The 14,813-nt window shown below is 42.6% G+C and carries 15 protein-coding genes and 1 pseudogene; 5 read left to right on the top strand and 11 right to left on the bottom strand.

Going from position 1 to position 14,813, the window contains the following annotated elements:
- Position 1: 1 nt before the first annotated feature.
- Positions 2-907, bottom strand: a complete 906-nt coding sequence (locus N5E84_RS08910; protein ID WP_019283184.1) for a restriction endonuclease — start codon at positions 905-907, stop codon at positions 2-4.
- Between the two features lie 79 nt (positions 908-986).
- A complete protein-coding gene (locus N5E84_RS08915) occupies positions 987-1,376 on the bottom strand; it encodes a helix-turn-helix domain-containing protein (protein ID WP_019283185.1) in 390 nt (129 codons plus the stop codon).
- 131 nt (positions 1,377-1,507) lie between these two features.
- On the opposite strand from N5E84_RS08915, the gene N5E84_RS08920 reads away from it, so the two are divergent.
- Positions 1,508-1,816 carry an NlpC/P60 family protein gene (locus tag N5E84_RS08920; protein ID WP_116285030.1) on the top strand — a complete coding sequence of 103 codons (309 nt, stop codon included), beginning with the start codon at positions 1,508-1,510 and terminating at the stop codon, positions 1,814-1,816.
- Here the strand turns inward: N5E84_RS08920 and N5E84_RS08925 are convergent.
- Genes N5E84_RS08925 through tnpA form a run of 3 tightly spaced genes read right to left on the bottom strand, consistent with a single transcriptional unit; the run spans position 1,743 to position 4,005 of the window.
- Positions 1,743-3,275, bottom strand: coding sequence for an IS66-like element ISVa11 family transposase (locus N5E84_RS08925; protein WP_069211897.1), 1,533 nt, complete (start codon positions 3,273-3,275; stop codon positions 1,743-1,745). The two genes, N5E84_RS08920 and N5E84_RS08925, sit on opposite strands and share 74 nt — an antisense overlap.
- A 59-nt stretch (positions 3,276-3,334) precedes the next feature.
- Positions 3,335-3,688, bottom strand: coding sequence for an IS66 family insertion sequence element accessory protein TnpB (tnpB, locus tag N5E84_RS08930; RefSeq protein ID WP_019283195.1), 354 nt, complete (start codon positions 3,686-3,688; stop codon positions 3,335-3,337).
- Complete coding sequence (gene tnpA, locus N5E84_RS08935; RefSeq protein ID WP_019283194.1) at positions 3,685-4,005, bottom strand: IS66 family insertion sequence element accessory protein TnpA; 321 nt, start codon at positions 4,003-4,005, stop codon at positions 3,685-3,687. The genes tnpB and tnpA overlap by 4 nt, the downstream gene beginning before the upstream one ends.
- Positions 4,006-4,140: 135 nt before the next feature.
- On the opposite strand from tnpA, the gene N5E84_RS08940 reads away from it, so the two are divergent.
- The gene (locus N5E84_RS08940; protein ID WP_234834143.1) at positions 4,141-4,353 is read left to right on the top strand and encodes a hypothetical protein; all 213 of its coding nucleotides are present in this window, start codon (positions 4,141-4,143) and stop codon (positions 4,351-4,353) included.
- 113 nt (positions 4,354-4,466) lie between these two features.
- Here the strand turns inward: N5E84_RS08940 and N5E84_RS08945 are convergent, their stop codons facing one another.
- Positions 4,467-6,437 carry a UvrD-helicase domain-containing protein gene (locus tag N5E84_RS08945; protein ID WP_019283187.1) on the bottom strand — a complete coding sequence of 657 codons (1,971 nt, stop codon included), beginning with the start codon at positions 6,435-6,437 and terminating at the stop codon, positions 4,467-4,469.
- Between the two features lie 8 nt (positions 6,438-6,445).
- The gene (locus N5E84_RS08950; protein ID WP_095661265.1) at positions 6,446-8,176 is read right to left on the bottom strand and encodes a DEAD/DEAH box helicase; all 1,731 of its coding nucleotides are present in this window, start codon (positions 8,174-8,176) and stop codon (positions 6,446-6,448) included.
- Positions 8,177-8,428: 252 nt separating this feature from the next.
- Between N5E84_RS08950 and N5E84_RS08955 the strand changes: the two genes are divergently transcribed.
- Positions 8,429-9,606 (top strand): IS3-like element ISVch4 family transposase gene (locus N5E84_RS08955; RefSeq protein WP_095661264.1). Its coding sequence is split into 2 segments (ribosomal slippage): positions 8,429-8,687 and positions 8,687-9,606, totalling 1,179 coding nucleotides; the frame shifts between segments, so codons are not numbered across the junction.
- Between the two features lie 3 nt (positions 9,607-9,609).
- Here the strand turns inward: N5E84_RS08955 and N5E84_RS08960 are convergent.
- The gene (locus tag N5E84_RS08960; RefSeq protein ID WP_095661263.1) at positions 9,610-10,017 is read right to left on the bottom strand and encodes a DNA/RNA helicase domain-containing protein; all 408 of its coding nucleotides are present in this window, start codon (positions 10,015-10,017) and stop codon (positions 9,610-9,612) included.
- A complete protein-coding gene (locus N5E84_RS08965) occupies positions 10,010-11,398 on the bottom strand; it encodes a hypothetical protein (protein ID WP_234834142.1) in 1,389 nt (462 codons plus the stop codon). The genes N5E84_RS08960 and N5E84_RS08965 overlap by 8 nt, the downstream gene beginning before the upstream one ends.
- Before the next feature lie 170 nt (positions 11,399-11,568).
- Between N5E84_RS08965 and N5E84_RS08970 the strand changes: the two genes are divergently transcribed.
- The gene (locus tag N5E84_RS08970; RefSeq protein WP_076611988.1) at positions 11,569-12,738 is read left to right on the top strand and encodes an ISL3-like element ISVa10 family transposase; all 1,170 of its coding nucleotides are present in this window, start codon (positions 11,569-11,571) and stop codon (positions 12,736-12,738) included.
- On the opposite strand, the gene N5E84_RS08975 is transcribed toward N5E84_RS08970, so the two are convergent.
- Positions 12,731-13,399 carry a hypothetical protein gene (locus tag N5E84_RS08975; protein ID WP_234834141.1) on the bottom strand — a complete coding sequence of 223 codons (669 nt, stop codon included), beginning with the start codon at positions 13,397-13,399 and terminating at the stop codon, positions 12,731-12,733. The two genes, N5E84_RS08970 and N5E84_RS08975, sit on opposite strands and share 8 nt — an antisense overlap.
- Positions 13,400-13,537: 138 nt before the next feature.
- Here N5E84_RS08975 and N5E84_RS08980 point away from each other — a divergent pair, with 138 nt between their 5' ends.
- Positions 13,538-14,398, top strand: a complete 861-nt coding sequence (locus N5E84_RS08980; RefSeq protein ID WP_019282496.1) for a helix-turn-helix transcriptional regulator — start codon at positions 13,538-13,540, stop codon at positions 14,396-14,398.
- Between the two features lie 104 nt (positions 14,399-14,502).
- On the opposite strand, the pseudogene N5E84_RS08985 reads toward N5E84_RS08980, so the two are convergent.
- Positions 14,503-14,656, bottom strand: a pseudogene (locus tag N5E84_RS08985) (AlpA family phage regulatory protein).
- Positions 14,657-14,813: the final 157 nt, after the last annotated feature.

The raw sequence follows: 14,813 nt of genomic DNA on the forward strand, positions 1-14,813 counted from the left end.
ATTATCCTTCGAAAAATTCTTCATCAATGCGTTTGAGGTAAATCACCTGCTCATCACGGCTACCGATGTTGTAGCGGAGCATCAATTTTGCTAACTCTTTGCCATTAATCAGTACGATGCGCATGCCTAAATCTTTTGCAGTTTGAACAGCGGAAGGAGTGAAATCAGAGGTAGTAATAAAGATGCCTTTCTGTGCTTTCTTGAGGTTAAGTGCGCCAAAGAAGTCGCGAATATTGCTAGAGCTGATGTTGGCACCTTCTGCATAACGTTTCGCTTGAATGTATACCTGGTCAACACCCAATGGATCTTGATTTATAACGCCATCAACACCGTTGTCACCACTTTTACCCAAGGTGTGAGCCATACCCTCTCCAGTGCCGCCATACCCCATGGCAAGAAGCAGCTCTATTAGTAGCTGTTCGAAAAATGCGGGGCTGACTTTACGTGTACGGGCAAGAATTTCCGAGGCTAGCGTATCATTGATTTGTTTATAGGCCGCGCGCAGAACTTCGTCTGGCGTTGCATCATTGTTAGACAGCGTTGTCTCTTCGACTTTGCTTGAATCCCCATTTTTTTGCTTAGTGAAAGCGTTGAAGTCATCAAAATGTTTAAGGTATTGGTTATTTATCTCTTCGCCACTGATTAGAGCATCTTGCCCCAACTCTGTTATCACGAAATGACCACGCCTTGTTGAGTCCAAAAGCCCTGCTTTCGTTAGATAGGTTTTGGCCCATCCGACGCGGTTTGTAAAAGCTGCTTGTCGTCCACTGGGAAGAAGCTCTGTTCTCTCGTCTTCTGACAGATTGAAATGCTCCGCTAGCAAGTCTACAACGTTGCTAAGCTTAACTTCTTCATTCTTCGCAGCCTCTAAGACTGGCTTCATTAAATCTTGATAACTTGGAAGCACTACACACCCTAACCATTTTGACTTTTAATTTCGGCAATATACCAAGACATACAATCAGTTACATTGATATCCGTTACGTTTATTTGGACTTGCCAGCCAATCCAACTATTAATGCTCCCAAGGCCGCTCCCGCAATGAAAGTACCTACATTGCTCCCCCCTTCAGATTTAGCTTTTGTTGCGTTAGCTCTTAGCTGGGCTTGTACGGAGACTTGTTCACTATCCTGAAGATTGTTAACCGTATTCACAACTGAATGAAATAGCACCTCAGGATCAATACCCAGAGCTTTGGCACATTCAAACATCTGGTCGACTGAGAACGTTGACTTTCCAGACTCGAGGCGACTGTAGCTAGCTTGCGAGAGGCCCATATTCTCAGCTAATACGCTCTGCTCAACCCCTAGTTCTTTTCGTTTGTTCGCGACGACTACGCCCAAAATCGATGAGTAAGAAACCATTTTCTCTTGCATTTGCACCACCAATAACAAATTTACACTTGATCAATTAAGTGCATAGGTATAGATTAAATGCATTGATATACGTTTTACGCATTTCAATGTTTTTATTGCATACAAATACTTTAATTTAAAAAGGATAATTTATGAAGAATAAACTTAATATTGGTGACCTGCTTTATCGTTCAAAGCTGCTGGTGGAGCATGCCGGAATCTACTTAGGCAAAGGGAAAGTACTTCACAACTCTCCAAGCGGTAATGTAGAGATATGTGCTTTAGAAGAGTACGCAAATGGCAAACCAGTGAAAGTCGTCTTAAGCCATTTAAGTGAAGACAAGAAAAACAAACGTATCCGCCCCATGATCCCACGGGGCGATATTGTTAGTGTTGGAAGTTCCAAGGCAGGAGTGCATCGATATCAGGCTCAGATTTCGCTAGCTCTTTCATGCACTTAACCATGTAGTCGTAAAGGATAAGGCCGTTGGCTTTCGCTGTCTCGACGATACTGTAAAGCATCGCGCTCGCTTCAGCTCCATTGGGATTGGTCGAGAAGAGCCAGTTCTTTCTGCCTATAACCAGCGGTTTTATTGCGCGTTCAGCACGATTATTGTCTATCGATAAGTGACCGTCATCGATATAGCGGCTCAGCTTCGGCCACTGACCGAGCGTGTATTTTATCGCTTTACCCAGCGGGCTAGACTCAAGCACTTTCTGAGTTGTCATCCATTCATAAAGCTCATCCAGTATCGGCTTAGCATGCTCTTGGCGCTCTGCTTTCCGTTTTTCGGCACAGGCACCTTTTAAGCGTGATTCTATTCCATAGAGTTTCTGGATTTTAGCCAATGCACTATCCGCTTTGCCTGACTTGCCTTTGCCTTGCAGCTTTTTCGCCTCCATGAACTTGCGCCGAGCATGCGCCAAGCAACCGACATTGGTGACGAGATGAAGCCCATCATAAACACCATAGCCATCGGTTTGTAGATAACCACTGTAATCCCCCAAGAAGGCAACAGGGCACGCCCTAGCTCGACTGTTTTGATAGTCGTACAAGACGATATTTCTCACATTAGGGAGGGCGGCTTCAGGCGAGTCTGCGCCCGAGCAGTAAAGCCACATATAACACTGTTTATCTTCTTTGAGGACATTGAGCGGCGTTTCATCCGCCTGAATCACCACTTGCTCAAGTAGGTGCGTTTTTAAGGCCGCGTAAAGTGGAGCGAACTTCTCACTGACTTGGATAATCCACCTTGCCATGGTGGTTCGTGAGAGTTCGATACCCGACTGGGTAAACAGGGATTCTTGGCGGTAAAGTGGCATCGCGTATTGATATTTGCCGAGGATGATATTGGCCAACAAGCTTTCTGTGGCGAAGCTCTTCGGGATAATGCTTTGCGGCGCTGGCTTTTGAACGACGTGGTTTTTGTCTTCTGTTTGCTCGCATTGGCGGCAAGCATATTTAGGACGAACATATTCCAACACTTTTAGTACCGCTGGCGTGAACTCAAGTTTCTCGCTACGGTCTTCACCGATTTTATGCAGGTTATGTTGACAGCAAGTGCACTGCTTTTCATCGTCGTTTAAATCGAGTTCGATAACTTCACGAGGCAAGGTCTTTGGCAGTGGTTTGCGTTTACCACGTTTCTTCTTTGTGATGGTCGTTGTGACAACTTCAACCTCTTCTTCCTTAGCGGCCTCACACTCCGCTTCGTTGAAGAGATCACCTTGAGATTCATCGTAAGGCTTTAACGCCTCCGAGCGTTTAGCGAACTGACGGTCGAAGGCAAGTTTGAGCTGTTCAAGCAGCGATTGACGCTCTTGTTTCAATTGGGTTTCTGACGCCAACAGCGCTTTCACCATCGCTTGTAGCTCGGCAACATCTTGGCTTTCTGAGTTGATATTTGGCGTCTTTTTCATGGCATTGATTATACTAAAATCATGCCGTTAATGCTTGGTGGATATGGCTATATTATCGCTTAAGTCATTGTAAAATCGTTTATTCTAACGGGTTTATGGCCGATAATCGTGAAGCCAGAAAGCAGTCTGTCAAGCTCGAATTGAGTTAGGGTAAACACCTCATTTTGCTCTTTTGATGGCCACTTGTACTTGGCTTTTTCAAGGCGCTTGTACCAAAGAGCAAAGCCTGTTTTATCCCAGTACAGCACTTTGATTTTGTCGCGCTGTTTGTTGGTGAACAGGAACAGTGCGCCGCTGCCCAAGGGCAAGTCGGTGTCATTTTCGATAATCGCAGCGAGGCCGTTGATGGACTTTCTAAAATCGACGCTTTCGCGATAGAGATAGATTTCGGGAGCACTGAGCATACGTTTCATGACAGCGCACCGATAAGCTCTGCGAGATAGGTCGCTGGCGTGCCTTGTGGGATGCTCAGTTCAACATCATTGACGAGCAGCGTCATATTGGCAACGACAACGTGAGTGGCTTGATACTTTGTGGTCTTTTCAACGACTTCTGCTTTAACAAAGCCAACCGTGTTCGGTTTTTCGATGTGCTTTAACTGTTGGCGCTTAGCGTAAAAAGTGGAGAGGCTCAGTCCGTTACGTTCACAGAATAATCGTTGTGATAGTTGGCTGGATTCATAGTGTTCGAACAGGGTTCGCCATTCTTGGTTAGTGCGTCGTTTGGCCATTTCAAATCTCCTTTGGGTTGGAGGTTTGATCTTATTATTCGGGCTAGGTGATTAGAATGCGGGGTTTATGACGCGCTTACAAACAAACTGTTTAATCAAGCAGAACAATTGATCAAGAAAGCTAGAAAATATAGGGTGTTAGATAATAACTGTGAGCATTTAGCCTCCACAGTTCTACACGACAAACCATCCAGTGAGCAGTTACAAGGAGCGAGCCTTGGTGCTGTTGCAGGTTTGCTTTTGGCTCACTGCAACCAATCGAAGAACTCTTTGCTGTACATATTAGCTGGCGGCCTTATAGGGTGTATGGCTGTCAATGCAGCTCGTAAATACGATTGTGTGGTGTAAAAAAGAAAGGGGTGGGAGGCACAAAACCCCACTCTTTTCCTAACCACTTAACAGTGATCATCTATATAACCGCGTTTTCAGGCCAGTAGACCTGATTGAATCTGCCTTACTAATCAATATAATGAAGCACCAGAAACCTCTACATGTTCATGTACCCGTTCAGGCAGTTTCTCGGTACTAAATAAGGCCAGTCGTTGCCCGGCTCGAGTCATTGATACATAAAGTTTTCTAAGGGATTCTTGTTGAGCGATCTCTCTTTCAGTATCATCTAAATCAATGTTTTTAGCTTGATTCATCAACTCACCAACCCCAAGAACGAATGTCACTCCTGATTCCATTCCTGTACAACTGTTAATACTCATAAGACGGATTTTCCCACCGATATTATCTTTAATGTCTTTCCAGTCATTGTAATTAACCACGGTTCCTTTACCTAGAGTGTTCTCAATATCACTTTTAAGGCTCCAAGGACTATAGCTACCACTGCAAAGCACCATGACTTGCTGAAGAGGTATATCGTCGGATCTACAACATTCACTTAACTCATTTAAAAAACGTGTCTTTTCATCTTGAAGAGTATGACTATAGATTAACTGAGGTTTGACCCCTCTCTCCATTCTTTCTAAATCCGGCTTTACGAAATCATCAGTGTCATCTTCAATACCTTCGATCAATGCATTCGCAGCAATCATAATTTCATAAGTGGTGCGATATGAATAATTGAGCAGTTTTGTTCGCCCTCGAACATTGAAACCAACACTTTTCCAGCTCAATCGGCTCTTTAGAAAGCCTTGGTTAGGGTCTGCACACAGAAATATTGCACCGTTTGAAATTAACGACATCTTAACTAGCTGGAGCCAAGAAGGCGCAAAGAACTGAGCCTCATCGACCAAAATATGATCAAACTTTTCCAACACAGAGGTATCTTCGAGTAAAGCTAAGTCCTTAATATAAAGGCTTGGTAAATATCCTTTAGGACTAGACATTGTCTGAACTACCATCTCGTAGAGTTTCCAAATATGCACACGCTGCGACTTCTGAAGAGCAAAGCCTCTGCCTTGACGTTCATACTCTAAATATTCATTCTCATCTTTTATCAGATATTCATTGATGTACTCTAACTCAGACCAGATCTGTCCATCAGTTAACTTCAACTGAGTGTAGCTCTCATTGGTATCACAAAGGATTTGGGAACGAAGGGGTTCTATATCTTTGTCGCCAAATAATGGAGTGAGCCTCCAATTGTTAGCAACTTTCTTCTGTTGATTGAGAGCAAATTGATGAAATGTCTCGATCTTCAGGTTCGAAGGGGCTCCACCTAACCACTCTTCAAATTTATGCTTAATATCTGAAGTGACCGGCTTGTTATGAATAACAAGTAATGCTTTTTTATCGGGGTGCTTCTTACAAAATGCTATAGCACGATTTATCAGGATCAATGTTTTCCCACTACCAGCAACCCCATTAATGAGCATTACAGAGAAATCATCTTGACTTTCTTCGCTTACGTCTGCTTGTTCAAGCATGTCAAAACGAGTTGCCAATTCTTGATCATAATCTAAGAAAAACTGTTGCAGACTAGCTTTATTATCTACTCTTGAAACGCTCTTCCTGGTCGTACATTGAGAATGGATTGCTGACTCAGGGAAAAGTGTCTTTTTTACCCAGTAGTACTGTTCAAGCGAAGACTCTGTCAAAAGGTCGACAATATTCTTCTCACCGTCTATGTAAAAGCCCTTTTGATCGTGGATATGGATGAATCTGTCAGCCTGTTCTTCATTTGTTGCCTTGTGTTTCAAATCCTCCTCAACTACGGCAAGATACTTGATTGGTTGATATCCCTTAGAAAGTAAATCTGAATTGAAGCGCCTCCATTTAGCAAGCTCAGTTTCATTTGGCCGCTTTTCGTGCCAACCAATCATCAACCAACTTTTACAAGGTCCTTCCAATACGATTGGTGCAATTTTTGATTCATCCAGTAATGGTTCTCGGACAATGAATTCGTCTGACAATCTACTGAGAACTTTTTTAAAATGCCTTCTAACTTTACGATCTAAGCCCGTAATTGATTCCATCTGTGCCATAACATTTCCTATTTATTATATTTATATCCTGAGTTAATCAAAGAACGATATTCTTCAACTCTTTTGAGCAAGCTCTCGTCATTTGACTCTTGGAGAAAAGAACTAGAGATCTCAGGGCCAACTAATATCAGCTTTGTTTGTGGACGAGTGATCGCTACATTTAAGCGTTCAGCTTGAAAAAAGAACTCAGCGATAGCACTTATATACTGAGGATCTGTAGAACAAAGAGAAATAATGATCATTTCCCTTTCTTGCCCCTGCATTCTTTCAACTGTATCAGTAACAATAGTCTCCGACGAAAAAATACCTTTCCTATATGCTAGTCGAGATTTCAGAGCTTTAGCGTGGCTCCTAAAAGGCGTTACTACACCTATATCACTAGCACTCAGCCCTGATTCAATTGCAGTTTCAATAAGATCAACTACAAGTTCAGCTTCAAGCCTATTAACATTTCGTGCATTTATTGCAGGAGACTTAATAAATACAAAAGGAGATTCAGCAGATAAGACTTCAGCATACTTTTGAGGCTGATTAGGCAGATTGAAAGTGCGTGTAGCATTGGGGCCAGCTGAGACTAAACGCCCAGAATAATAAATTTGACTAGGCCAGCTAGATAGAGCGTGACACATACGATATGTTTGGCTAAGCATCACTGAAACATTAGGGTTACCAGATATCATCCGCGAAAAGATGGAGCAGTCATCAAGAACAGAGGCCGAAAGTACTACTGGAGGTAATTGCTTGTGGTCACCAACAAATATAAATCGCTTCGCCTTTCTCATTGCCATAATTGCTAATGGAAGAGTGATTTGACTTGCTTCATCGAAAATGACTGTATCGAAGTCATATTGCTCTAACCTTGCACTACACGTTGCAAAAGGAGTAGCTCCAATTACGTACCCAGAATCCGGTTTGTTCTCCCAATCATCGCCATATTCAAAATGCTTAACACTTTTATCAAGGCCCTTAGTACAACCTCTTGCTCCAACTTTGATCACTGGAACGTTTTCACCAGCGATTTTATTAAGCGCATTGTTTATTGCCATGTGAGTATGTGACGTCATAAATACTCGTTGACCTTGCTCTACCAATAACTTTGTAATCAAACTGATTACTTTCGTTTTTCCGGTTCCGGGAGGCCCTTGTATACAAGCTAGGTACTTAGCGGAAACAGCTTTACCTACAGCATCCGCTTGGTGCTCATTTAAACCACACTCTTCGGCAAAGTCAGCGGCTTCATCGTAATCATCTTCAAAAATAAAGCCTGTGTCCAACTTACCTGCCAGCAACGGTAGTACTATTTCTCTACCTCGCTTGGACTCAGCTATTTCATCCAATGCTTTATCATAAAATGGTTTTAGATCCATTGTGTCTGGATCAGCATAACAACCGGAAATAATCTCCTGAAGATTCTCATCATCTATTTGATGAACTCGAACCAACCACTCATCTTCATTTTCCGCTTCGATAGTACCTTGCTGTACATGCCTCTTTTTGCTTGGCTCACCCAAATGAAGACATATCATGTCCCCTTCACGAAATCTCGACTCGTTTTGGCCCAAAGTAACAAGCAGGTGATTTTGACCTTCTTTTCGGACATAACGAATTTGTTGAGACTCACCTTTTGTAAGTTTTTGGGTGAGCGGTTTCTCCCAGACTTCATACAGCTTTTCATAGTTTGCTCTATGTTCATCTTCAACAAACTTTCTTAACTCAGTTAGAACACGTCGTAATTCCATTTGTTTAACTCAAAAATGATTTAAACCAAACCTTTCATCCGAAAGGCGAATAAAATCAATAGCAACAACAGGTTAAGAACAACATTACATACGGAGCTTTCATAACGTCAAACAGAGTAGTACGAAAGTGTTATGTGAAACAGGTTTAAACAAGTCATCGAAGGTATAACCTGATTTTACTGTAGTGGTACAGTGAATTTGGTCACTTAGTTAGAGGTGATATCATCACCTCATAAGTTAACAGGTGACATTATGACAAAACGTGCAAGACGACTATTTAGCGCAGAATTTAAGTTAGAAGCAGCGCAGCTAGTCTTAGACCAAAATTACTCAGTGACGGAAGCAGCCCAAGCCATGAATGTGGGCAAGTCCACGATGGATAAATGGGTTCGCCAGCTTAGAGAAGAACGCCAAGGGAAAACACCGAAAGCTTCACCTATGACCCCTGAGCAAATAGAAATTCGGGAATTGAAAAAGAAGCTGGCGCGCCTTGAAGAGCATAATGAAATACTAAAAAAAGCCACGGCTCTCTTGATGTCGGACTCACTGAACAATTCTTGATAATCAAGAAACTCAAGCAGAGCCACAGCGTAAAAATATTATGCGAAGTCTTCAATGTTCATCGAAGTAGTTATAACTATTGGCTTAAACGCCCAGCGTTAATTAATGCGGAAACAATAAAGCTGCGCAGCTTGATTAGCGAGGCTTACGCCGCAAGCAATGGCTCTGCGGGAGCGAGAACCATTGCAGATATAGTCACAAATCAGGGTGTAAAGCTGAGCCGATACCGAGCAACAAAGCTAATGAGAACTCTTGGTTTAGTGAGCTGCCAAGAACCAAAGCATCGTTACAGAAAGGCTTCACAAGAACATATTGACGTTCCAAATCACTTAAGTCGTCAATTTGCTGTTACGGCTCCAAATGAAGTCTGGGCTGGCGATGTTACGTATATTTGGACAGGTAATCGGTGGATGTATTTAGCGGTCGTTATCGATCTTTTTGCCCGCAAAGTGATCGGTTGGTCAATGTCTTTGTCGCCTGATAGTCGGTTGACAGGTAAAGCGCTGTCTATGGCCTATGAATCTCGCGGAAAGCCAAAAGGTGTCATGTTCCATAGCGATCAAGGCAGTCATTATACTAGCCGTAAATACCGTCAATTACTGTGGCGCTTTCAAATAAAACAGAGTTTATCTCGCCGAGGAAACTGTTGGGATAATGCGCCGATAGAGCGCTTCTTTAGAAGTCTGAAGACGGAATGGGTGCCAACTGTGGGTTATCGTAGCTTCGCTGAGGCTCAACAAGAAATCACCCGCTACATTATCGGATATTACTGCCAACTCAGGCCACATCAGTATAACGGTGGTCTAACTCCCAATGAATCAGAACGATTATATTGGGAAAACTCTAAAACCGTGGCCAATTTTAGTTGACCACTACACTTGCATACCACATTGTTTCAAGTATTCGAACGTTTCTTGGTCATCACACTTTATGACCAAACCACTGCGCCCGCGACTGAGCAATACTCTGTAACTACCCTCCGTGTAATGCTTGTACTGACGCCGATCTTCAACTACCAGCTTTCCATTCCTAAAGACCATGTCCTGCCCCCAGTTAAACAAAGCAAGTGATAGTTCTAACCCCTGACAACTAAACTCAGTACATGCCGCATCAAATTGGCAACGATCGTCATAAATAAACTTGATGTGGTTCGAGACAATCACCAAAGTATTAGTTTTGTGCGCGCGGCGCATCCCACCTTGTGGGCTACAACCGAATAGTTCGCAGAGCTCGGTGTTATTGATCTTTGTGTCAGCTTTAAGAGCGTTAAATTTATACACGGCCTATCTTACTTTCGTCGTAGTCTTGCTCTAACAGATATTTCCTTAGTTCAACTGCTTTCTCAGCAGAAACTGGTTGACCGAAGAGAAATCCACCTTGATCAAGCCAGTCCCAAAACGCCAGCAATTTGCCGAGCCTAATTCTATCGACTCTCTCGTAAGACCTTTCAAAAGCAGCTTTGTAGAGCTCATCTACCTGGATAGCCAGGCTCCCTACAAAGTTGTTTAACGCATCTTCAACCCAATCTTGTTCATGTCCTTGAAGTTCTGATGGCTCCTCAATGCAAAGGAGGTCTCCCGCTTGAAGAAAAGTATCGAAATAGCTATATTCCGAATCCCAGCCCTCCATTAATACCTTCCAATTCCTGTTCAAAAACTGCTCTTTAGTTCGGCGTTTAATCTCGTCTAATTTGTCTTTTAGCTCTTGAGTTTCTTGCGGTGATTTATGAAGAGAATATGCTGAAAGTTGATGTGACATATTGATACCCAATGAACTTTGAGTCTCGAACAGTTGCATGCGTTTCTCGAGTGGATAGCTGAGAAGATCATTAGTGATGCTCCATATGGCCAATGGCTTCGGTAGATCTTTGGCAAGTGAAGTTGTTTGGGCACCAATTTTTTCCAAAAGAACGTTCAAATAACGCTGCCAGATGGGAGAAGACAAATCACTAGATATAACTTTCCAATAATTGCTTATAACATCTGCTAGGTGGTATCTGAGATCTGTTAACTCTGGAACTGTTACACCTTGATTAAGGACTCTTCGGACATAAACTATTTGGTGGTGTAATCCTCTAAGCTCCTTGGCATGGTCTATACGCTCAGCTTTCCTTTGTCGCTCTTCAAGCCTAGTACATTCTCGGGCGATTGCTTGGCGAGCTAATTCAAGTAGGGAGCTTCGTTCATCATACTCCTGCAATACATAATCAAAGCATTCATTTATCTCATCTGATAAATGCGTAAGTGCTAACAAAGAAAGCTCACCCTTTTCTCCACGAGAAACAATCTGATCAAGCACTTGATAGATTCGTTTTACTGCCTGTTGAGACTCTCGTTGAGCCTTTTCCTCTAGAGCCACTGACAGTTCTTGTTGCTTTCCATACAAAGCAGATTTTGTATTTATTGCATATGGCAGCCTTTCTGGAGACAACATTAAATCACTCAATGCCACCATTTGGCGCCCATAGCTCATCTCTAAGAAAAGCTCTGTTAATTTAAGATCAAACTCGGGGAAATGTACTTCGAAGCAGAACTCTCTGCTCTCTTGGCTTTTATCTAACGCCTCTTGGGAGAAAACAAACGCATTACATTGAATGTCTCTCACTTTGCTCTCAAACTCAGCAAAACTTTTGGGGTGAGCCTCTAAGGCAGTACCATACATAATGGGCTCTTCTCCGCTTTCATGAGTCTGTATGCACAGGCTCATTCATCATAATCACATGATTTATAATGCTTATTTTAAAAATAAGTCAGTAGTCTATTTTGTCGTCTTTGTCTTCCTCGTTATTTAGCTTTAAAGGCCAGTGTGTTGAATCTTGTTCAATAGAAGAAATGTCCCAAGGCGTACTCGTTCGCTGTCGTCGAGATCGTAGGTATAAAGTCAAAGAGCCAATATCAGGGACTTCCTGCACCGTCGATCACTACGTTAAAAGACGTCTTCAAGATTTACCTGTGAGTGGGCGACCTTGTACGATTGAGGTTGAGCTGGCTAAAACTAGAGACAAAGAAGGACGACGGTTGATCGAAGAGACTGAATATGTGGCTAAAGGTGGTCGTTATACCGCTCGCTTTTGCAAGTTCATCAGTGGGTTATGTCGCCATATGAGCATACATGCCGTCTCTCAACATTTAGGAATCCGCTGGGAAACAGTAAAAAATATCGATAGGGAATACTTGCGTTCAAGCCTACCAGCATTAGACCCCGAGAAACTGAATAACTTGGTTCATATTGGCGTCGATGAAGTTGCCAGAGCCAAGAGACACGATTATATGACGGTTGTTTATGACCTCGTCTCTGGGCATTTAATTTGGGTTGAACATGGCCGAAAAGCAGAAGTTCTGATCTCCTTCTTTGAGCAACTATCAGAAGAAACCAAATCAGGAATCAAAGCAGTATCAATGGATATGGGCCAGTCTTACCAGTCGGCGGTCAGGAAAATGCTTCCCAATGCTGATATTGTTTTTGACCGATTTCATGTCATGCAGAACTACTGCATCTTAATCAAAAAAGAGAGAGCAAAAGCTTTTAGAAATGGCTCTCACGACGAAAAAAAAATGTTGAAAGGAACGCTCTTCCTCCTACTGAAAAACGCTCACAAATTGGATGATAGGCAGTCTGACAGACTTGATGACTTACTTGAGAGCAACAAGACTTTGTGCGTTGTTTACATGCTCAAAGAGCAGCTACAAGCCATATGGGATGAACCCGATTACGAAACAATGGTGGCAGCTCTAGAAGCTTGGTGTCGTCTTGCCAAATCGACCAGAATACTTTCCTTAATTAATTTTGCCGATGCTTTATTGGAAAGAAAAGTGGGTATTTGTAACTACGGAAAATACAAACTGACTAACGCTCGGGTAGAAGCAGGTAATGTCTCGATTGGCTTACTCAGACGAAGGGCAAGAGGGGTGAGAGATACAGACTATTTCAAATTGAAGATCAGACAAACATCGGTTCCCGATACACACTCAACTTTTTACCCAAATATCAAGCTCACCTAAGCGGAGAAGAGCCCATAATGTAATAGAAAATAGAATCGCTTCGACCTTCACTGAACAACCAAATCAGATTAACCTTTTCCCCTAAAAAGAACTGCTCGCGAGCATGAATTATTTCTGGGTCTAACCAACCTTGAATCAACTCTATCGCAAATCGATTACCATTGGTGTCTTCAAAGTAAATATCAGGTTTTCGCCATTTATTGGAAGTGCCTTTTTCTGCAAAGACAAACTTTTCCACTTGGACAGATTTGCGCTTTATTTTGCCTGACTCCCTCAATATGCCGGCAATGAAGTGTTTTGTACGAAAGTGCCATTGCGTTTCATGCACGTCAGTTTCAGAGAATACAAAGTCCCCTTTGTAATCACTATGAAATGGACAATCAACCTCATCTAACTCTGGGATATGCTTGTGATAGAAAGCAGCTCTGCTAGTCGCGCTTCGCGCTCGATATCTTACAGGTAGGCCACAATAACCACATTGAATAAAATCTTCACCTTCAGCACTGTGAACTACAATTTTCTTTTTTATCAATGAGGTACGCACTTCATCAGGTACCGAACCATAAAGTCCCAAATAATCAATAGCTAATATTGGGCCTTGGATACCTTTAATCTCAAGTTCCCACAAACTATGTTTGTTTTCGCTGTTAATGTAATTCATAAAGGCCACCCACCAATGCGTTACATTGTTTTGGTTACTGTCTTGACGATTTTCAATTTACACAACAATATGACTTCAATAGCGACAGGTAAACACTGAATACATGAACATGTCGAATAACTAGACAGGAATCTAACAATGAGTGCATGGCCAATTCGATGGGATCTGCTGTTTCGATACCGAATGATTGAGATTATTGCTTTATGGGAAGGGCGTTTGACCACCAACCATCTGATCCAGAGCTTTGGTATCGGGCGTCAACAAGCTTCCAAAGACATCAATACTTATCTTGCGGAGATTTCACCTGGCAACTTGGTTTACGATAAGTACCTCAAAGGCTATAAACCCAGTGATAGCTTTAGCCCTAAACTCACCTCCGGCCATGCCGATGAATACTTGCATATTCTTTCGCGTAGTGAGGATATGACGGTCACTTTTAATGAGCTCGATATGGGCTTTGAACATTCCACTATGGTTCGCCCAGTAACACGCAATATTTCGCCACAAGTATTACGTCCTTTGGTGCAGGCGATACGAGAGAAAAAACGTGTCGATATTTGCTACACATCGCTAAAAGATGGTGAGCAATCTGAGCGCATTATTTCCCCGCATACTCTTGTTTGTACTCCACTACGCTGGCATGTACGTGCTTATTGTGAACAGGCTGGTGGCTATCGTGATTTTGTTTTAAGCCGCATACAAGGTATTCCCGATATCAACAATAATGCGATACACGGTAAACGTGACGATGAACTTTGGAATACCAAAGTGAACGTAGAGCTAATACCCGACCTTCGCCTAAATGAAAAACAACGCGCGGTGATAGAAAAAGATTATGCAATGAGTAATGGCGCTCTCAGCATAGAGACCAACGCGTCACTCATTCGCTATGTGCTTGATACCTATAACATCGATATCCATACTCAGAAATCTAACCCGCAAGGGCAACAACTGGTGCTTAGCAACTTTGAAGAACTTAAAACTTTTTTATTTAGCTAAGTCTCTAGATTCACCGCGGTGGATTGTACTGCGCTGCTACTTCTAGCAGCGCTATTAATATTAACCAAGCACATCAATTAACGCCCTTGCAAACATCCTTCCATCTATTCATCAACTTCACTATCTACCCAAGCAATCCATCTATCTATCACCCAAGCTGACTGATTGCGGAAACTATCCCTAATTCATGTTGCGGTAAATCGCCGGACGGCTCAGTGCTGTCTTTTTCATTACTTCTTTTAGCTTTAAAAATCTCATGGGACGTCCTCCTATATCTGTGGTCCTCATGGGATAAAGCGCTGGAGTAAAAAAGACGGCTATGTTTTAAGCCTTAGCGCGACAAGACTTAATCCAAAAATATTCAGGCATATGTCATCAATGCGAATACCCATCATTGATTCCGACAGGAGCCTGA

The sequence above is a fragment of the Vibrio sp. J502 genome, assembly GCF_025397955.1.
Classification (GTDB): domain Bacteria; phylum Pseudomonadota; class Gammaproteobacteria; order Enterobacterales; family Vibrionaceae; genus Vibrio; species Vibrio anguillarum.

Coding starts and splice junctions, on each gene's coding strand:
- N5E84_RS08965 (WP_234834142.1), bottom strand. CDS start 11,398: ATGTATGGTACTGCCTTAGAGGCTCACCCCAAAAGTTTTGCTGAGTTT.
- N5E84_RS08980 (WP_019282496.1), top strand. CDS start 13,538: ATGAGTGCATGGCCAATTCGATGGGATCTGCTGTTTCGATACCGAATG.
- N5E84_RS08925 (WP_069211897.1), bottom strand. CDS start 3,275: ATGAAAAAGACGCCAAATATCAACTCAGAAAGCCAAGATGTTGCCGAG.
- N5E84_RS08970 (WP_076611988.1), top strand. CDS start 11,569: ATGTCCCAAGGCGTACTCGTTCGCTGTCGTCGAGATCGTAGGTATAAA.
- N5E84_RS08920 (WP_116285030.1), top strand. CDS start 1,508: ATGAAGAATAAACTTAATATTGGTGACCTGCTTTATCGTTCAAAGCTG.
- N5E84_RS08945 (WP_019283187.1), bottom strand. CDS start 6,437: ATGGCACAGATGGAATCAATTACGGGCTTAGATCGTAAAGTTAGAAGG.
- tnpA (WP_019283194.1), bottom strand. CDS start 4,005: ATGGCCAAACGACGCACTAACCAAGAATGGCGAACCCTGTTCGAACAC.
- N5E84_RS08950 (WP_095661265.1), bottom strand. CDS start 8,176: ATGGAATTACGACGTGTTCTAACTGAGTTAAGAAAGTTTGTTGAAGAT.
- N5E84_RS08915 (WP_019283185.1), bottom strand. CDS start 1,376: ATGCAAGAGAAAATGGTTTCTTACTCATCGATTTTGGGCGTAGTCGTC.
- N5E84_RS08975 (WP_234834141.1), bottom strand. CDS start 13,399: ATGAATTACATTAACAGCGAAAACAAACATAGTTTGTGGGAACTTGAG.
- tnpB (WP_019283195.1), bottom strand. CDS start 3,688: ATGAAACGTATGCTCAGTGCTCCCGAAATCTATCTCTATCGCGAAAGC.